The organism is Bacillus sp. NPDC094106 (genome assembly GCF_044764345.1).
In the GTDB taxonomy this organism is placed as follows: Bacteria; Bacillota; Bacilli; order Bacillales; family Bacillaceae_G; genus Bacillus_A.
Genome location: NZ_JBIWHY010000008.1, coordinates 223,055 through 242,333, shown reverse-complemented (window position 1 = coordinate 242,333; position 19,279 = coordinate 223,055). Strand labels below are relative to the sequence as shown.

17 protein-coding genes, 3 pseudogenes and 3 other annotated features are annotated in these 19,279 nt (G+C 35.1%); of the genes and pseudogenes, 5 read left to right on the top strand and 15 right to left on the bottom strand.

Annotated features, from left to right (window positions below; all coding sequences use genetic code 11):
- Nucleotides 1–183: 183 nt before the first annotated feature.
- The 5 genes and pseudogenes from ACIQ7L_RS14585 to ACIQ7L_RS14565 form a co-directional block, all read right to left on the bottom strand.
- Nucleotides 184–537, bottom strand: a complete 354-nt coding sequence (locus tag ACIQ7L_RS14585; protein ID WP_400570152.1) for a hypothetical protein — start codon at nt 535–537, stop codon at nt 184–186.
- Nucleotides 538–722: 185 nt separating this feature from the next.
- Nucleotides 723–1,796, bottom strand: a complete 1,074-nt coding sequence (locus tag ACIQ7L_RS14580) for a patatin-like phospholipase family protein (RefSeq protein WP_400570135.1) — start codon at nt 1,794–1,796, stop codon at nt 723–725.
- A 122-nt stretch (nt 1,797–1,918) separates the two neighbouring features.
- Nucleotides 1,919–2,359, bottom strand: coding sequence for a hypothetical protein (locus ACIQ7L_RS14575; protein ID WP_400570133.1), 441 nt, complete (start codon nt 2,357–2,359; stop codon nt 1,919–1,921).
- 269 nt (nt 2,360–2,628) lie between these two features.
- Entirely contained in the window at nt 2,629–2,802 is a 174-nt protein-coding gene (locus ACIQ7L_RS14570; RefSeq protein ID WP_400570131.1) for a hypothetical protein, read from the bottom strand.
- Nucleotides 2,803–3,051: 249 nt separating this feature from the next.
- Nucleotides 3,052–3,156 (bottom strand): annotated as a pseudogene (locus ACIQ7L_RS14565) (aldo/keto reductase); the annotation flags it as partial.
- A 359-nt stretch (nt 3,157–3,515) separates the two neighbouring features.
- On the opposite strand from ACIQ7L_RS14565, the gene ACIQ7L_RS14560 reads away from it, so the two are divergent.
- Nucleotides 3,516–3,878 carry a hypothetical protein gene (locus ACIQ7L_RS14560; RefSeq protein ID WP_400570129.1) on the top strand — a complete coding sequence of 121 codons (363 nt, stop codon included), beginning with the start codon at nt 3,516–3,518 and terminating at the stop codon, nt 3,876–3,878.
- A gap of 245 nt (nt 3,879–4,123) precedes the next feature.
- Here the strand turns inward: ACIQ7L_RS14560 and ACIQ7L_RS14555 are convergent, their stop codons facing one another.
- Together ACIQ7L_RS14555 and ACIQ7L_RS14550 are read right to left on the bottom strand one after the other, a co-directional pair.
- Complete coding sequence (locus tag ACIQ7L_RS14555; protein WP_400570127.1) at nt 4,124–4,516, bottom strand: VOC family protein; 393 nt, start codon at nt 4,514–4,516, stop codon at nt 4,124–4,126.
- A gap of 63 nt (nt 4,517–4,579) precedes the next feature.
- The gene (locus ACIQ7L_RS14550; protein ID WP_400570125.1) at nt 4,580–5,014 is read right to left on the bottom strand and encodes a helix-turn-helix domain-containing protein; all 435 of its coding nucleotides are present in this window, start codon (nt 5,012–5,014) and stop codon (nt 4,580–4,582) included.
- 499 nt (nt 5,015–5,513) lie between these two features.
- On the opposite strand from ACIQ7L_RS14550, the gene ACIQ7L_RS14545 reads away from it, so the two are divergent.
- Together ACIQ7L_RS14545 and ACIQ7L_RS14540 are read left to right on the top strand one after the other, a co-directional pair.
- Nucleotides 5,514–5,948 carry a serine hydrolase domain-containing protein gene (locus ACIQ7L_RS14545; protein WP_400570123.1) on the top strand — a complete coding sequence of 145 codons (435 nt, stop codon included), beginning with the start codon at nt 5,514–5,516 and terminating at the stop codon, nt 5,946–5,948.
- 72 nt (nt 5,949–6,020) lie between these two features.
- Nucleotides 6,021–6,583 (top strand): annotated as a pseudogene (locus ACIQ7L_RS14540) (DUF2441 domain-containing protein).
- Between the two features lie 205 nt (nt 6,584–6,788).
- Here ACIQ7L_RS14540 and ACIQ7L_RS14535 read toward each other — a convergent pair.
- From ACIQ7L_RS14535 to ACIQ7L_RS14525, 3 genes are all read right to left on the bottom strand, one after another.
- A complete protein-coding gene (locus ACIQ7L_RS14535) occupies nt 6,789–7,565 on the bottom strand; it encodes a class I SAM-dependent methyltransferase (protein WP_400570121.1) in 777 nt (258 codons plus the stop codon).
- 293 nt (nt 7,566–7,858) lie between these two features.
- Nucleotides 7,859–8,446 (bottom strand): alpha/beta fold hydrolase, encoded by a 588-nt coding sequence (locus ACIQ7L_RS14530; protein WP_400570119.1) that lies wholly within the window; start codon nt 8,444–8,446, stop codon nt 7,859–7,861.
- Nucleotides 8,410–8,718: a hypothetical protein gene (locus ACIQ7L_RS14525; RefSeq protein WP_400570117.1), complete on the bottom strand. Its 309-nt coding sequence runs from the start codon at nt 8,716–8,718 to the stop codon at nt 8,410–8,412. The genes ACIQ7L_RS14530 and ACIQ7L_RS14525 overlap by 37 nt, the downstream gene beginning before the upstream one ends.
- Nucleotides 8,719–9,268: 550 nt before the next feature.
- Between ACIQ7L_RS14525 and ACIQ7L_RS14520 the strand changes: the two genes are divergently transcribed.
- Both ACIQ7L_RS14520 and ACIQ7L_RS14515 read left to right on the top strand, forming a co-directional pair.
- The gene (locus ACIQ7L_RS14520) at nt 9,269–10,006 is read left to right on the top strand and encodes a ZIP family metal transporter (RefSeq protein WP_400570115.1); all 738 of its coding nucleotides are present in this window, start codon (nt 9,269–9,271) and stop codon (nt 10,004–10,006) included.
- An 83-nt stretch (nt 10,007–10,089) separates the two neighbouring features.
- Complete coding sequence (locus ACIQ7L_RS14515) at nt 10,090–11,790, top strand: pyruvate oxidase (protein WP_400570113.1); 1,701 nt, start codon at nt 10,090–10,092, stop codon at nt 11,788–11,790.
- Between the two features lie 249 nt (nt 11,791–12,039).
- Here ACIQ7L_RS14515 and ACIQ7L_RS14510 read toward each other — a convergent pair.
- The 5 genes and pseudogenes from ACIQ7L_RS14510 to rluF form a co-directional block, all read right to left on the bottom strand.
- A pseudogene (locus ACIQ7L_RS14510) lies at nt 12,040–12,303 on the bottom strand (MFS transporter); the annotation flags it as partial.
- 282 nt (nt 12,304–12,585) lie between these two features.
- A complete protein-coding gene (locus ACIQ7L_RS14505; protein WP_400570111.1) occupies nt 12,586–14,259 on the bottom strand; it encodes an IS200/IS605 family accessory protein TnpB-related protein in 1,674 nt (557 codons plus the stop codon).
- Nucleotides 14,260–14,265: 6 nt separating this feature from the next.
- The gene (locus tag ACIQ7L_RS14500) at nt 14,266–15,117 is read right to left on the bottom strand and encodes an MFS transporter (protein WP_400570108.1); all 852 of its coding nucleotides are present in this window, start codon (nt 15,115–15,117) and stop codon (nt 14,266–14,268) included.
- Nucleotides 15,118–15,312: 195 nt separating this feature from the next.
- Nucleotides 15,313–17,238 (bottom strand): threonine--tRNA ligase, encoded by a 1,926-nt coding sequence (thrS, locus tag ACIQ7L_RS14495; RefSeq protein WP_400570106.1) that lies wholly within the window; start codon nt 17,236–17,238, stop codon nt 15,313–15,315.
- A gap of 46 nt (nt 17,239–17,284) precedes the next feature.
- Nucleotides 17,285–17,513: a binding site (T-box leader), on the bottom strand.
- Nucleotides 17,514–17,826: 313 nt separating this feature from the next.
- Nucleotides 17,827–18,055 (bottom strand) — a binding site (T-box leader).
- A gap of 42 nt (nt 18,056–18,097) precedes the next feature.
- Nucleotides 18,098–18,325: a binding site (T-box leader), on the bottom strand.
- 134 nt (nt 18,326–18,459) lie between these two features.
- Complete coding sequence (gene rluF / locus ACIQ7L_RS14490; protein ID WP_141523370.1) at nt 18,460–19,167, bottom strand: 23S rRNA pseudouridine(2604) synthase RluF; 708 nt, start codon at nt 19,165–19,167, stop codon at nt 18,460–18,462.
- Nucleotides 19,168–19,279: the final 112 nt, after the last annotated feature.

Below are 19,279 nucleotides of genomic sequence, written 5' to 3'. Positions count from 1 at the left end.
GTACAACCATTATACATGAAAAAAGTGAAAGCTTCCTCGATTTCATCGAGGAAGCTTTCACTTTTTAAACTATGAGGACTTTTTCAGTGCCCTCCCATCTGGTGAGCGTCTTTTTTTTATATTCAAAATTAATCCTGTTTTCTCTATTACATAATAACCTAACTTGCAAGAAATATATCTTTATTATGTCGTTTGTAATACTTGATGCACATCCATCAGTGCATCGTGCTTATGAAAGTATATTGGTTTTATAAGGTCATTTTCATCCAGCATATTCTGTTTAATATGGTAATCAGGACGATTAGAATTGAACTGTGTTTTAGAGGAGTTTAGCCCGTCAATTGCCTCTTCCTTTGTACGGGATATCGGGCCATGATTATCCATCTCTTGTTTTCGTACTAATGTAAAAGCAGGTTCTACGTATTCTTCTAAGTTATCAAAATCAACGATATCCACCACAACATCAGGTTTACTCGCGACTTTAGCATTGCCTCCCACAACATAAATAACAACACGTTTTTCTTCCACATATTTCACCCTTTCTACATCATGGTTTCACAAAATAAGAAGTGATGCCACTAGCCATCCAAATTGATATTTATAGCTTCCTGTTTTCTCCTCTCTCTTGTTCTATGTATAGTCTATCTGAATTTTTATAGCTCACCAAAAAATAACAATTTTACAGACCTATAGAAAAAACCAAGTGAAATTCACTTGGTTTTTTACGGACGATTAAACATTTTCACTTCAGGCGTATTAAACTGCGTCAGATATTCTTTCGTACAAGCATAGCCCGATTCAATGAGTGTTTTCTTTTGCTCTTCTGAGATATCGAAATTAATCGAGGACTCAAAGAAAGTATTGATAAAGACAGTACGGGCGGCATCTTCTTTTGTTGCTTTTCCGCTCGCATGTCCTTTGATCATTGTTTGAGACAGATTCCACGCAAAATCAATTAGAGAATGGCCAATGTGATGTTCTTTTGGACTAGCTAAATGTTTCAACATGGCGATCTCTGCTTGAGATTCTAAGCGGAAACCTAGTGTTTCTTTGTTATAAACGATTTCATCTGCAGCATCAAAGAAAGATACATTGTATTTCATATGTAAGCTTCTTAGCGCTGAATGATGATCCGCATTGCTTATCATCTTATTAACTTCGTCAATAATGTCTGTTGTCGTGAAGTTTTCTTCTTTGCTCACAAAACTTTTTCGATCAAATAAGCGGATTGGATAGTTATCTAGTACTCCACCGTCTACATAATAGTCTTCATCCCATTCCACAGATTTGAAAAAGAATGGAATGGACATCGAAATTCGCACAGCTACTACTAGTGGGCCATCAGGCGTTGTTTCACGTGAGAACGTGCGAAGCTGATGCGTGGAAACGTTTGTTCCTTGGAAAAACACGTCTTTTCCTGTTTTTTCATACAACTGCTGAAATGTTGTATCCTTACTCCCTGTCCATTGTTCAATTATTTTTCCTATCCACTCTGTAAAAAAATCCCCTTTATAGATGCCAAAGCCATCAAAAAATAATCGAATATTATCTCGTATAAACAAAAAATCATCATCTTTAAATGCTTTGAAGTTCATTTCTTTGTGAATTTTTTCGATTTCTTCGAATGGAATGGAAAGGCCTAATAGTAATGCAGTAATCGCACCTGCTGATGTCCCGCCAAACCGCTGTATTTCTGGTAATATCTTCTCTTCATTTAGTGAGCGGATCGCACCGATAAAAGCAACACCCTTTACCCCGCCCCCTTCAAATACTAAATTACGAAATGGATACGTCATCATATACCTCCAGTAATGAAATTTTCAATCTGTTTTAGTATTGGAAGGCGCATAACATATATTCCATATGGATATTGAGAAAATTGTCTGCTGCGTGGAAAAGAGAAGTGAATTTGTCGTGATTACAGGAAATTGTTGTTTGAAAGTGAAGGATTCTTTTGAAATAACGTGCGGAAAAACTCTTGTTGTTTTTCTTCTGTGAGATCATGCAGTACAAGGATTCGGATTGCATGAGCGCCCCTTATTTCAAAACTAGAGGGAATAGATGAATGAGGATGGGAAATAGGGATAACTGCGTGTATTGAGGTGTAAGGTATACATGTAGAGGTGAAAATCCTTTGTACAAATAAACCATTCTCTTCAAAATGTACATATTTAGGAGTAACCAACATGTGCGTATCCACGCCGAGAAGGAAAAACAGGCTGCAGTCAATTAAAATGCCGCTATGAAATCCTAAATGAATGAGTAATGTCACATAAAGTAAAGAACTATAGATCAAATATTGAATCATCTGCCAAACGCAACTCTCTCTCCAGTCGAAACAAATATGATGAGGATTCATATGATATAACCCCTTTCTATGTGGGAAATAGAAAAAACATACTGCAACTGCAGCATGCTTTATTTCTCCTTAACAAAGGTAGAATACGCTGATACATCTTCTGGGATATATAAAGTAGTAAGGAATAGGAGTATCTGAATGAAATGCAGGAAAATTTCGATTAGGGACTGTTTTAAAATGAAGTTCGTGTCTTTTGATGTCGGTATCTTTTACGGAAATCGTCAGATACATTTTTTCTTTTCGAATCGTACCGTTTTGATCTGCGTAACTTACTTCATAGTACCCTGCATGCTTTGGATTGCTTGCTTATGATTGTGATTCGCTTCTTCTTTAATGCTATTAAACTTCTCTTTCTTAATCTCATTAATGCTGTATACAGGTACCACGGTGCTATCGAACGATTTTGCATAGGAGCGAAGTTCAGTTTTGGCGAGGTGTACCATGTGTTCCTCTTTTTTTGCTGCAACATCGACGATTGTATAGGCAGCAAAGACCAGCAAAAACGAGCCAATACCGATATAATATATAATACGAACAAAATAGGAACGACTGGATTCGCTCTTTCGTTCCTTAAAGACAAGTTAACTGTACAGCAATAAAATAATAAACCATACTACTTATGGAAGAGTGGGTTCTGATACACCTTTAATACATCCTTCCCAAAATGTCAGTTCGTCGTAGGAGATTCCTACATCTTTCATACGATCACCTCTCCCTTTACCCCCATGATTTATCCAGTTTCCGTATGCAATCTTGCTTATTGTTAATCCGCTATTGCCAAGTTTACTAAACTCCATTCTAGTTCCTCCTTTTAAAAGTGATATCTTCATTATAAAGACCATATTTTAATATGGATAATATAGTATTAATAATGAATTAATATAAAATTTATATAAGACTACAGTGCCCTTCTGTGTACTCAGAAGTTTGCAAGGCTGTTGGGTATTACCACATCGCTATCAAGCTAATAATGATGCCTATCTAGGTTTATTTGACATGCACATTTTTAAAAGAGATGTACTTAAAGTAAAGGAGGGGGCTATCTCTATAAGAAAATAAGATGATGAAAGAACATAGGAAATACATTTGTTGTTATTAACTAAATGGTATAATTTAGTTAATGGGGTTTAATTTAATAAAAGTTAGGAGGGAACACATGGGAAGAGAAGTACAGTTTGATAACGAAAGTGTAACTCTAAAATTAAATGGAGTAACAGGATTCTTTGCCTTAAAATTAAAGTTAAAAATTCCTTATAATACTATTAAAAGTGTATATGTTGACTATTTTGATGCCCCACAATGGATGCTCCGTATGCCCGGGACCTCTATTTCGGCACTTAACATTTTTGAAGGTAGTTTTAAATATGCCGATGAATGGTATTTTCTTTCTTATGAAAATAGAGTACCTCTTGTAATGATTGAATTAGAAGGTCATGAAAAATATAAATATGTCTTTTTTGAGATTGATAATCCTACTAGAGTGGCAACAGATATTAGGAAACGTATACGGGATTTATAAGTAATGTAGTGGTATCTACAAATTACGGATTTTAACAATTCGAATTACAGAGATGGAAGGTGTTTTCACACATGGAAAATACCTCTCCAATCTATAACTATTTTTTAATAGGTTAATACTTTTTTCTATAGTCTAAAACATTTTTTAATAAATAGTTTATTTGATTCATGGTACAAATCAATGAATTGAATCTTTTATAAAAAAGATCGATTATTTTGCGTTCAATAAAACTTTACCTATTATGTCTATGTTAACTTCAGAATAGTTTTGATACGTTCATTTTGTTCATTCTGATCCAGATATTCAAAGAAGCCAAGTCGATTCCCCCATGGATCCGCAAAAGTTCCCCATTTAACAGGGACTTCTATACGAGTATATATTTCAAAATTTTCAATACCCAACTCTTCTTTCAGTCTTTCCCGTTCATCCTCAATATTTATAACTCCTAAACGAATCGGTCCACTCCCTCGACTTGGCACCCCTTCCGTTACTTGTAACCAACATTCAGGTATAAGTTCCCATTCTGCAAATCCCTTATGTGGCATGAAATCTGGTTCCTTATTAAGTAAAGTTTGATACCATTGTCTTCCTTCTTCAAAATCACTCACTCGAACTTGGATTGTTATTTCATAGATCACTATATATCCCTCACTTATGTTTTTAACAATTAAAAATCGACGTAACATACAAATTATCAATCACTAAATTTCATTCAAAAACTCTACAAGTTCAATTTGATTACCGGTAGGATCCTTTATAATTACATATTTTCCAGGTGGACATGGCTTAGGTTCATCAAACAAAATAGGAACATGATTAGACTTTAAATATTCCATATCCTTATCAAGATCTTTGGATTTCGAACTAAATGTCCCTATACTCCGAAAACCGACTCTAAGTAAGGCATATAATACCGAATCTGATGATTTTATTAATACTTGTTTACTCTCCTCAATACGCAGCGCTGATAAAAAATGTCGTGGAGATACCCCAGTGACCTCTTTAAATACTCTAAGAAAATGATACGTACTATATCCAGACATTAAGGCTAAATCCTCTGATGTTATTTCTTTATCTAGATGATTTTTCATATATACAATTGTCTTCTCAACCGCATTTAGTAATTCTTTATCCATACTCACCTCTGGAAATACATTATTTTTATTTATGACTACTATTCTCGTTTGCGATATATACCGTTTCCTAAAACACATTCTGCTCGTATTCACATTTTCCCTTTAATCATTTGATACCCCTCAAAAAGAGAAATGGAAATGATAATTTTGGGAAGATATGATTACATCTTATCAAAACAAGTATGAATCATGGACAGTTACAAAAATAACGGTTACTACGAGAGCCACAAACCTGCATAAACAGGGTGTGCGGGTTTACTTTTTACTACAAAATAAAGTGTTACTGGAAATTCTTCAATTTTCAATCTTTGTGACTAAAATAATCGTTACTTTTTAATATTTTTCCATACCCTTTTGATCACAACTGAATATATATATACATTCTACCTTTAAAGCTAACCTTATGTTACTTCATAAAGGATTTACACATTTTTGTGTAGTATTACTATATATACTAATATTTTATTTGTCATAATTTAAACACTAAGGGGATACAACAATGGAACAAACCATTCATATTGACGGTTTCGTCAAACCTGGATTCGAGAAAGTTAAACATGCATTTATAGAAAATTTTACAACTCGGGAGGAATTAGGTGCAGCTTGTTGCATCTATTACAACGGTGAATGTGTTGTTGATCTATGGGGTGGATATCGTGATCATCTTACAAAAGAACTCTGGCAAGATGATACAGCGGTTCTCATATTTTCTGGAACAAAAGGATTCGCTGCTCTTGCATTGGCCTTAGCTCATTCCATGGGTTATATAGATTACGACGAAAAAGTATCTACTTATTGGAACGAATTTGGGGTAAATGGAAAAGAAAACATCACAGTTCGGCAACTACTTGGACACGAAGCGGGTTTATGTTGTATTAACAACTTACCACTACATACATTGAGTGATTTCGATACCAAAAACGTTGCTTCTTAACAAAGTCGTCAATATTACTTTTGCAACGATTGTCGCAAATCATTCACGGAAATAGCCAATAGGAGGCAGACCATGAAAGAGGACGAATTATATGTTTATCACATTGTTACTAGGAAAAAAATGCGTCTTGGGCAGATCATTAACTTTGACAAGAACCAAAACAATACCTTATATCGCTTCTGTTTTGAAAGAGCACAATTGAATTCTAAAGGCGAAGACTTTATTCAGATTTTACAAAGTCATTATACAAATGAAGGCTTGAACATGAATAAAGAAAATGCTGAAGTAGTTATTAAGTATGTAGACCAAACAATCAGAGCGGTTAGAGAAGTGATAGTAGAAATGGTTAGACTACAAGAATATCCTGAATACCCTTCAAGATTGTCTTGCTTATACGCTGCGAAAAGCTATGAAGACGCTTTGAAATGGAAGGAATCATTTGATTCTTACAATCGGAAAGTTTTGCAGATTGTTAAACTTCGAGTTATTGGAAATTCTTTTGAAGGTGATGGAAACCTTTTACCAAAGGAAGATGGGGTTCCTTTCTCTCAAAAAATTGAACAAGCTAGAGAATATTGGACGGGTAATGTAAAAAAATTGAAGTGGTAGAAATTATTGATGATTTCTCAACTTAATTCTAGAAAAGTCGTATAGATCGGCTGTCTTAGAAGAATTATAAAAAATATGCCTCTATTCGCTAACAGAGCCATATTTCTTATAAAAAACAATCTTCTGTTTGATAAAGTAGAGTTGAACTAAATGTTTTTCACTCCTTAAAACAAATAAATATACAAACAGAGATAGTAACGGTTATTTTTGTCAATTTTCAAATCATAAAATTTAAATCCCCTTCATCTTCCGACAAACCACAACCATAGAATAGCAGTCTTCTCCCAGCTCATTTCCGTCACAATCGTTATATATATGTAATAACTGAAACCCATTAACTGCAAGTGTTCGCTCTAATTCCTGGGGATATGTATAACGAAGATCAATCTTTGTTTTTATTTCTTCCGTCACAATGTCTTCTTCATAAAATTTCCTAGTTGTTATGTAGTGCTGAACTTGTGTAATTGGATTATATTGCATCTCCGTATACAAATCACACTTTCTCCCTTTTTCATCTGTAGTTGTTGTCCAGTATTCTTCTGTTGCTGGCTGCAATAGTTCTTCTACTGAAGGAAATCTCGTATCAAAAATAAATATTCCCTCATCAGTAAGAGCACTATGAATCGATGTTAATAATTGATTTTGATGCTCATTTGTAAGGAAGTGTTGAAATCCGTGGCCTACCATATACCCAAGTGGGATTGTTTCCTCTAGTCGTAACTGCAAACAATCTTGTTTTAACCATTTTATTTTAGTAGAATTTGAAAATTTCCCCTTTGCTTCTTCAAGCATGCCTTCATGTATATCTACTCCAATCATTCGATATCCTTCTTCCGCAAAAGGAATCGTCACTCTACCTGTTCCACAAGCAATATCCAATATCCATTCATTTTGTATTCCAATTTTTTTAGCCCACGATAGTAAAAAAGGGAAATCTGACAAACTTGTATTTTCTGCATCATACCGCTTTGGATTCTCATATTCTGATAAACTCCATTTTGTTTGCAAACTGCATACCTCTTCTCTTTTTTCAGTTAAAACTGTGATTTGAAGCATAATATTTCCATAAACCTATTATTAACCTCATAAGTTTTCATCAAGGACAAAGATAGTAGCAATCCATCTCAAACCTTTAAAATCAACATTTCACTGTATACAAACATAAATGATTTTAAACGTTGCGAAGCAGTTGAACGATTAGAAAATAGACAACTAGACCTTAAAAACCAGAATGAAAACCTTCATACAGATTAAAAGTAATAAAGAAAACACGACCGCTCGGGAACTCAGTCATCTATTTTTTATAGGGTGAACGTGTTTGAATTTGATTGATTTGTAAAAGTGCTTAGTGCATCTAAAAATTTTTCACGTTCTTCAATAAAAGGGAAGTGGTTACTATTTTCAAATGTTAGAAGGATTGAATTAGGCAACAGGTTATGTAGTTCTTCAGAAAATCCAATAGGACATTGAACATCATACTTTCCGCATAATATTAAAGATGGGACAGGGATATTTTTTATGGTTTCACTGACATCATAATGACGTAATTCAGATGAATAAGCTGCCATTCTTGATTTATTAATAGCGACAAATTGCATTTTTTTGTAGTATTCATCAACTTTTTCTTTAGAATGAAGACATAACTCGAAGAATTTTTTTGCTGCAGATTCTTTACTTTTTTTACTCATAAAAGGCAACATTTTAAAGAAGATTTTTATCATATCTTTTTTGTATTTTCCGTTTTCCACATTGAATAAATTGTTTTTAGATCGGTTTATTCTATTTGATGCTGCTGTACCGCATAAAATAATCTCAGAAAGTTTGTCTGGATACATAGAAAGATAAGTTAAGCCTAAAAAACCTCCTGTTGAGTGTCCAGCAAAAGCCAATTAGAATATTTAAGTTTCTTTCGAATACTTTCTAAATCTTTCACAGTTTCTTCCATGCCTAGGTCTTTTTTTGATTTAACTTTAGTTGAGGAACCCGTATTTTTTAGATTCACTAATATTACTTTATAATATTCTCCAATTGCTGCAGAATATGGCTCTTTACCCGATAGAAATTCTTGATATAAATGTGCTATACAAATAGGCTCTGTACCTTTTCCACCAATAAATACTTCGAATTCTCCACGATCTGTTTTAATCATTTCTCTTTGCAAAAAACTTCATCCTTTCTTACTTTATATAGTGATAGAAAATAAAGGAATAACTATAAATCCTTTTATAAATGAGTTATATAGTTTGTAAGAATTCATGTAGAGACTGTATCTTAGGAATATTGCATTTTGGTTGTGGGTTATTCTAATTTAGCGATACATTGGACTGTCGTTTTCAAAGTTGAGTATCGGTAGATATAACGGCATGTTAACACTTTTTTTAAACCAGACCTGTTTCAATTTCCTCTCCTTGAAACATAAATTTTTGAAGTATTCCGACATTAAAAGAAATAATGTTTGATAAGTATTACTCCTTTCTGTCTTTTTATATGGCTAATTATATCACAAAAATTGGAAACGTAACTTTACCGCAAACAAAAAGAACCATAACCTTGCCGAGACGGCAAAGTTATGATTCAAATCACAAAAACGAATGTACAGATTATATCGAATAAATAAATTTTTTTCTATAATTAGCCCCAATTATTTGGACTAATCTCTTCCCTATCATAGTAAGCTGAAAATGAAAGTTACAAAAATGGAGTGTGATGATATGGAGCGATTATGGATTCCAATGATCGTTACGTTTTTTTCATTTGGCGGCTTGTTATTAGGCGGTGCTGTTGGGCTTGTAACACGTCAGCTAATAGAAGAAAAGATGCATCGTTTATATGCACTATGCGGCGGTATTTTACTCGGCTTATTATCGCTTGAAATTATTCCAGAAACTTTTTCAAACTATAAGATTATGGGTCCTATACTTGGAGTTTTCATCGGTATTCTAATTATGAGTTTATTAGATAATTATTTCCATCACCCTATGATACATAAAAAAGACCAGCAAGCATGGCAAACCTTTTTATTCCTGTCTTTTGCTATTTTTATTCATAATTTACCGAGTGGTTTTGCGCTAGGATCTGCGTTTATAAATCACAATGAATCTGCAATTCCATTCTTACTTGCAATCGTAATACACCATATTCCAGAAGGTTTAGCGTTAATCATTCCTTTTCTATTTACAAGACATACATATATTTCATTTCTATTAACAATTTTATTACTTTCCATTATTCTCGGTACTGGTACCATCTTTGGCATTATGATGGATGGAAAAGCGATTCATTTACAAGGACTTATAATGGGCAGTGCCATTGGATCGTTAGGTTATGTCACAATACATGAAATGCTATGGAAAGCAAAGAAACATCTTTCACTACTCCCCTTCCTTTCCTGGTCTATAAGTGGGTTTTTACTCATAACAATTTTTACAGTTTTTGCAGGCCACCATTAGAATAAAGCTTTCATTTATTATTTGTATATTTTACCTTTTTCTTCAAAATATAATAGTATCTCAGTACATAAGGAGGAACTATTATGTTTCGTAAAACAGCGGGTGAGGCGCTTGTTGACCTTTTAATTGAATGGGGCGTTGACCACGTTTATGGTATGCCTGGGGATTCCATTAATTCTATTATCGAACCTCTTCGAAAAAAACAAGACAAAATTAAATTTATTCAAGTTCGTCATGAGGAAGCTGGTGCATTAGCAGCTGCATCTTACGCAAAATTAACAGGTAAGCTCGGAGTTTGTATGGCTATCGCTGGTCCCGGCGCAATTCACTTATTAAACGGATTATATGATGCAAAATTAGACCAAGCTCCAGTCTTAGCTATTACAGGGCAAGTTGAATCGGATTTACTTGGAACAGGTTTTTTCCAGGAGGTAAACTTAGAAAGAATGTTTGATGATGTCGCCGTTTATAATCAACGAATTATGTCAGCTGAACAACTTCCTGCTGTAGTTAACCAAGCAATTCGCATGGCTTATACGAAAAAAGGGGTATCTGTTCTTACCATTCCAGATGATGTGCCAAAATTTGAAATAGAGGCTGGTGCCCGTATAACCAATTCTTCTTTTACATTACCAGAACTCTTTCCACAAGAAGAAGATTTAAGCTTAGCGAAATTAGCATTAAATGAAACAAAAAAGCCTGTTATTTTAGCTGGAAAAGGAGCGAAGCATGCGAAGGAATCTTTACTTGCATTCGCAGAGCATATTGGTGCACCAATTGTTTTAACACTCCCGGCTAAAGGAATCATTCCTGATGAACACCCTCTTTGTATCGGTGGTTTAGGGTTAATTGGGACAAAACCTGCTTATGAATCCATGAAGCATGCAGATACATTAATCATGGTCGGTACCTCTTATCCTTTCACTGGCTTTTTACCCGAAAAAGCAAAGACGCTCCATATTGATACAGATCCTGCTCAAATCGGAAAACGCTATGCGACAGATATTGGATTAGCTGGTGACGCCGATAAAACATTAAAATGGCTTTTAGAAAATACTGAAAAACATAGCGATCACTCTTTCCTAGAACACCATCAAGAATTAATGAAAAGATGGGAGAAAAAACTGCATGATCAAGAAGAAGATTCTTCTACTCCTATTAAACCTCAAAGAGTTATGCATGCCTTGCAGCATGTCGCTCATGATGATGCAATTTTATCGGTAGATGTCGGAAATGTAACCGTTTGGACAGCACGTCATTTCCGCATGACAAATCAACAGTTTATCATTTCTAGCTGGCTTGCAACGCTTGGCTGTGGTTTACCTGGTGCACTTGCTGGGCAAATTGCATTTCCTGATAAGCAAGTCTTTGCAATTTGCGGTGATGGTGGGTTCGGGATGACAATGAACGATTTTGTGACTGCAGTTAAATATAAGTTACCAATTGTTGTCGTTGTACTCAACAATCATAAGATTGCGATGATTAAATTTGAACAAGAAGTAATGGGGAACATTGAGTTTGGTACAGACTTAACAAACCCTAACTTTGCAAAATATGCAGAAGCATGCGGTGGTATAGGCTATCGCGTAGAACATATAGACGAACTGCTCCCTGCTTTTGAACATGCAGTCAAACAAGATGAACCTTGTATTATTGATGTAGTAGTAGATGCAAACGAAGCACCAATGCCTGCAAAAATTACATTTGGACAAGCAGCTGGATATACGAAACATATGCTAAAAGAATTGTTTGAAGAAGGAAAAATCGATTTACCACCTTTGTAAAAGAGAAAAAAGATAGGTGAAAACGGATTGTTTTCATCTATCTTTTTATTTAGATATTTTCTAATAGAAATATACAATTGTTTTTCCATAACTGATAAGATCTATTTGTAAACCTTAGGACAAACACGGAAGCGTAATAAATCGTTGTAAAAAAGTAATCCCTCGCCAACAAAATACGTAATATTCAGAAACAAAAAACTACCATTTCACAAAGTACGACCTCAGTCAGGAAATACACTTTAGTCAAATTTACATTTCTTCCACTACACCTTTGACTTGTTTTTGACCACTAGGCAATATGACTTGATAGAGGCATGTAACAAATATTAATAGACCAAATAAAATAAGATACAAAGTATCCGCATGAATCCATCTTGGGAACAGCATAGCAATCGCTCCAAGCGATAGCAATTGGAAACCAGTTGTTAAGGGACTAAGTAAACTTTGTACACGTCCCATAAACGACTCATCAACAATTTCGTACATCCACCCCGATACAGCAATATTATTGAACTACCCCCACCTACCTCTACATGAGCTTGAGGTGGGTGATTCTACTGTTTCTGCCCTCGCAAAAACACTTCCTCTCGTTCAACAAAAAGGATACAACGATTTAGAAATTCAGTAGTGTCCTTAGACAAGACGACCTCTTTCTATCTTCCGAGGAAAATAGAAAAGGTATAGCCACTTTCTTCCTATATCGAGGAGAAGACCACCTTGTCATGCATCCAGTTCCTAGACCTGTTATCTGCTCTGGTAACAAGCGTAAGAGACTGGGACAAGGGGGTTCTTTTTTCAGGATACAAACATTTTTGCTAGTTTTTTCTTTTCACCTTCAAGTAAGTCTAATCGCTCAATTTGTAATGTCTCTTTCGGCTGATTCACATCATATAACTGATAGAAATGATGGGTACGAATATCCAGTCGATTGTTCAATTGATGCCAATGACTCCAGTGGTGCGCTTCTTTCTTTAGAATATAAGGCTGAAGCACTTGAGGTACTTTTTCTTTATACCCTAATCCACGACGTCCAATCGTAAAAGCCGCGGATTGATGAATAGATATCCCGAGTTTTCGCATATATTTCATCTTTCCTGAGATAGAAGTATAAGCGGGATTGACTTGAAAGACAGCCACGCCCATTTTATCCGCGCGATTCAGGATCGCGCTTGTCATCTTCTCATAAGCGAACAGACTTTTCATTTTATTCGCTCGCTTATTTCCGTACCGATCTCCTGTCTTGGATCGTGTGGTATCTAACTTTTCTATGATAATCGGCTTATGATACCGCACCGCTAAATCAACTAAGCCAATGACTTCTGCTTCGATTATCTTTGTGATTTGTCCAGTTGTTTTTCCAATAACTGAAAAGCAGAAAGAACCACTCCCTTTGTAATTCCCATCCTCTGTTACATTCGCCCATGCAAAGTGGTCTAGGTTACAATCCACACCAATGACACCATCCGCTTTACTGTAATTCGTGTGAGGGTTTTCCGGTACATCGACTAAACACTTTACAATGTAATACTCACCATAGTCTTCAACAGACCACGCAATCGGTTTGCTGTGCGTTTTCTTATTCTTACACTGTAATTGGTTTGAGATGGCTTCTTCCACGATTTCTTGTCCATACGGGAATGTGACAGCTGGAAACATAACGAATTTCCCTGCACTTGTTGTCATCCATAATTCCTGATTCTCAACAACATACTGAAACACAAAATTTCCCTGTTTGGCATCTTTACGACCAGATAAAATGAGTTGTTTATTTCGAGCACGAGAAAATAAGGTTTTCCATTTGTCATGGTTCTGCACGAACTCATCGATTGTAAATTGAGACCGAAACAGTTTTTTACTCCCAAACACCGCACTCGGAATATGATTTTGATACGATTCAATCTTCTGCTTTAAACGATATTGTCGATGAGTCAAATGGTCGATTTTTGCCTGGATCCTTTTGATTTGAACATCTAAATACTGGTGTTCAAACAGATATTCATTCAGCCAAATCAATGTATCCTCTTTACGAGACAAAGAAATAATCTGGTTGTGCTTCGAAAAGCGGGAGTTTTTTGGGAACGTAATCTTTCCTTTCACACAACTTTGTTTGATTTTACGAAGCTTTGTCCGTTTTGTCCGTTCTTGCTTCAACTTCTGTTTGATTTTCTTGAGCTTTTCTTGTGTTTGTTTCTCATATATGTTCTGTAACTCCATTATACCTGTAAACAATGCCCTTGCTTCTTGCACCGCACTGTTTGCATAATAATCATTCAATTGATATTTCCGCTTGAGAACAAGATGAAGACTATCTGTATGCAACTTACGGTTCCACCGTTTTTCTCGGACGATCATTTGAAACGCATATCGTTTCGCTGTATTAAATATTTCTATTGTCTGTGTCAATACATCTACCATTTCATGCGGTATATCTGTCTTATAGATTCGCTTCGAAAAATATGCTTTCTTCACCTGTTCTCACCTCATTTTGTTTGATAAGACCATTATACAACAAAATAAAACGTACGTTCTGAAAAAATGTAATTTTCTTAAAAAAGAAAAAACCGATTCATCCCCACCTTCACTTCGTTTAGAGGAAGGGGTCTTCTCGGTTAAAATGATAAAGCCTAGAAGTAGCTTTTTAAGCGTATCGTTTTGATAAATATACCGCAATCCTTCTTTAAATTCCGTCAATAACATCTTAATGTTCACTTGTTTCCACTCTGTTCTACCGTTCGGTAACCGTACGCTCTCCTGAATTGAAATGGTTTGAATTAAAAGACCACTTGCCATAAACGTTAAAGTATTCACTAGAATACTGCCGTAAATTCCAAACGTCCAGTACACCATTGTCGCTATCCCTACTCCAAATAAAGCATACAAACTATTTACCATTTGGTTAATTCCTGCTGCTGCACCATATTGATCAGAATGAACAACGCCTTGTATCATCGCTTGCTCCGATGGAGAGAAAAACTGAATACAAGCATTTTCCAAAAATAGAGAGATAAATACAAGTATGATTATTCCGTAATAAAGCGAAATTAGAATTCCAATATTACAGAGAGAGCAACATATATTACTTATCGTACAAATACGCTGTCGATCAAACCGATCCACTACTGTACCCACCATTAAGAAAAAAACAAGTGAAGGTAATGCCATCATAATCTGTGTTGTCGTTGCGTAAATAGGCTGTTTCCCATATTGATCTAACAAATAAAACATTAAAGATATTCCTGCGATCATAGAACCAAGCCGCTCTAAAATATTTGCTAGAAAAAATCTTGCATAAATTTTGTTACGAAATAACTGTAGCATTTCTTTCATATTCGATACCCTTTCTTTCGACAAAATGTTTTGTATTCAGTCATTTCTCGGAAGTCATAACATATTTATTCGACCAGCATCCAATCTTTCCCTTCCATTACTCTATCGATTCAAAGAACGACTGTAAGTCATTTTTTATTGCAGTAAAAAGCACACCACTTATGAAAGGTGGTGTGCAGCAACATTTACTATTTGTTATTTAGAACCTTTATTATAAATTTCATCCTGTACGCTTTCCATAAATTTATCTAGTGAAACAACTTCAGATTTCTCTTCTCCATGTTTACGTACATTTACAGATCCATTCTCCATTTCTTTATCTCCAATGACAAGGATGTACGGAATCTTTTTCAGCTGTGCTTCTCGTATTTTATAACCTAGTTTTTCACTACGCATATCTCGTTCGACGCGAATACCAGCCCGTTTTAACTTTTCTTCAATTTCTTTTGTATATTGTTCATGTACTAAAGTGGAAACAGGAATTACCTTTACTTGAACGGGAGCCAACCATGTTGGAAATGCTCCTCCAAAGTGTTCAATTAATATTCCTAAGAAGCGATCAAAAGAACCTAATACAGCGCGGTGAATCACAACTGGTCTTCTTTTCTCATTGCTTTCGTCAATATAATGTAAATCAAATTTCTCTGGCATTTGGAAATCAAGCTGAATTGTGCCACATTGATGGCTTCTTTTTAAAGCATCTTTAATATGAAAATCAATTTTCGGTCCGTAAAATGCGCCATCCCCTTCATTCACTTTATAGTTATAATTCAATGATTTCAGTACATTTTCAAGAGCCGATTCAGCTTGGCTCCATAGCTCATCATCTCCCATGGAATCTTCCGGTCTAGTTGAAAGTTCGATTTCATATTCAAAACCGAATGTTCTATAGACATAATCAATTTGCTTTAACACTGACTTTATTTCACTCTCTATTTGTTCAGGTGTTACATATAAATGTGCATCATCCTGACAAAATGTACGTACTCTTAATAATCCGTTCAATGCACCGCTGAATTCGTGGCGATGTACTTGACCAAATTCACACATCCGGATTGGCAAATCCCGGTACGAGCGTAGTTTATTTTTAAATATAAGCATATGTCCAGGACAATTCATCGGCTTTAATGCAAAACTTTTATGGTCTACCTCTGAAAAATACATATTATCTTTATAATGATCCCAATGTCCTGATTTTTCCCATAGCTCTTGATTCATCATAATAGGAGTGCGGACTTCTTGATAATCGTATTTTTGTTGTATTTCTCTTAAAAAAGACTCTAATTCATTTCGAATGATTTGTCCTTTCGGTAAATAAAAAGGCATCCCTGGTGCTTCTTCTGAAAACATAAATAATTCAAGTTCGTTCCCTAGCTTACGGTGATTTCTCTTGGCCGCTTCTTCTACAAACTGTAAATAGTTTTCTAACTCTTTTTGAGAAGAAAATGCAACACCATATATACGCTGAAGCACTTGATTATTACTATCCCCCCGCCAATACGCACCAGAAACATGTGTTAATTGAAATGCTTTCAAGTAGCCAGTTGACGGTAAATGCGGCCCACGGCATAAATCAACAAATTCTCCTTGTTTATAAATTGTGACAACTTCATTCTCAGGAATCACTTCTAAAAGTTCCAACTTTAAATCATCATTTATATCTTGAAAAAGCTTTTCCGCTTCCTTTCTAGTGATTTCAACTCGCTCTATTTTTAAGTTTTCGTTTATAATATTTCGCATTTCATTTTCAATTTTAGGTAAGTCTTCTACCGCTATACTACTTGAAAGATCCATATCATAATAAAATCCATTTTCAATAACAGGCCCTACACCAAGTTTTACATCACCATATATTCTTTTAACAGCCTGCGCTAATATATGTGCAGAAGTATGTCTTGCAACTTCTATTCCTTCCTCTGAATCCATAGTTATAATTTGAATTTCCGCATTCTGTTCGATGTTTCGGCGTAAATCAAATAATTGGTCATTCACCTTTCCTGCTACTGCTTTCTTTTTTAGACTAGGGCTAATTGAGGCCGCAATCTCTTCTAGAGTAATTCCTTTTACATATTCTTTTACACTTCCATCTGGAAAAATAATTTTAATCATCTGTTCTCTCATTTTAATCGCTCCATTTCATAAATAAAAAAGCACACTCATCCCTAATAATAGGGACGAGCGTGCTTTTACCCGTGGTTCCACCCAGATTCCCATCATATAAAAAAATACAATGGCTTCTTTTGCGGTAACGTCGCTTACACGGCACTAGATACTATGATTTCCCCAGTACAGCTCTAAGGTGGTAAGTTATTTCACTGCGCTAGGAAGTTCTCAGCATTTTCTTCCTTCTCTGTATAACCGTTTAAAATAACTCGTGTCCTTTTCTTTGCTTATCATGAAATGAAATTAAAAAACAAAAAAGCATACTCATCCCTAATAATAGGGACGAATATGCTTATATCCGTGGTTCCACCCAGATTCCCATCATACTAAAACATACAATGGCTTCTTTTGCGGTAACGTCGCTTACACGGCACTAGATACTATGATTTCCCCAGTACAGCTCTAAGGTGGTAAGTTATTTCACTGCGCTAGGAAGTTCTCAGCATTTTCTTCCTTCTCTGTATAACCGTTTAAAATAACTCGTGTCCTTTTCTTTGCTTATCATGAAATGAAATTAAAAAACAAAAAAGCATACTCATCCCTAATAATAGGGACGAATATGCTTATATCCGTGGTTCCACCCAGATTCCCATCATACTAAAACATACAATGGCTTCTTTTACGGTAACGTCGCTTACACGGCACTAGATACTATGATTTCCCCAGTGCAGCTCTAAGGTGGTAAGTTATTTCACTGCGTTAGGAAGTTCTCAGCATTTTCTTCCTTCTCTGTATAACCGTTTAAAATAACTCGTGTCCTTTTCTTTGCTTATCATGAAATGAAATTAAAAAACAAAAAAGCATACTCATCCCTAATAATAGGGACGAATATGCTTATATCCGTGGTTCCACCCAGATTCCCATCATACTAAAACATACAATGGCTTCTTTTGCGGTAACGTCGCTTACACGGCACTAGATACTATGATTTCCCCAGTGCAGCTCTAAGGTGGTAAGTTATTTCACTGCGTTAGGAAGTTCTCAGCATTCCTTCCCTCTCTGTACAACCGTTTAAAATAACTCGTGTCCTTTTCTTTGCTTTTTATAATAACATCCATTAATTATTATTTAATATATCCTATTCCATTTATTTTTGCAAGTGTTAAAAAATATTTTTTGTTCAATCAAAAAAGGGAAACCAAAAACAATTTTCATGTTTTTTGATTTCCCCTATCTTTTTTACCAATCTTGTGGTTCGTAGTTTAAGTCTGCAAATAATCTTTTTTTCTCTTTCTTCGTTAAATCTCTCCACTGTCCAACTGGTAAATTATTCAACTGGATATTCATAATTCGCGTACGTTTTAATGTGTAAACTTGATAACCTAAAGCTTCACACATACGACGAATTTGGCGATTCAATCCTTGTGTTAAAATAATTTGGAATTCATATTTTGATAACTGTGTTATTTCACAAGGAAGTGTTTTTGTTCCTAAGATTTTAACACCCGCTGCCATTTGTTTTAAAAATTCAGGCGTAATCGGTTTATCTACTGAAACAATATATTCTTTTTCATGTTTATTTTCAGCACGTAAAATTTCATTAATAATATCGCCATCATTCGTTAACAAAATTAAACCGTCTGAATCTTTATCAAGACGTCCAACGTGATGAATGCGTAAAGGATGATTCACTAAATCGATAATGTTACCTTTAACTGCCTTTTCACTTGTACATGTAATACCTACTGGTTTATTTAAAGCAATATACACATGGTCTCGAGCAATTCGAAGCTGCTCTCCATTTACTCGCACGTCATCACCTGGTTGTACTTGGTCACCTATTTTTGCAACTTTTCCGTTAATAATTACTCTTCTTTCATTAATTAACTTATCTGCTCCGCGTCTAGATGCTTTTCCAGATTCACTAATAAATTTATTTATACGCAAGTTAGGCACATCCTTTTCTTTAAAAATTTCAAGCTCACACTGCTTCTACCGTACAATAACAAAAGGGTAAGCCTCCTAATATAACTTAAATATATTAACATGAAAGGGTATC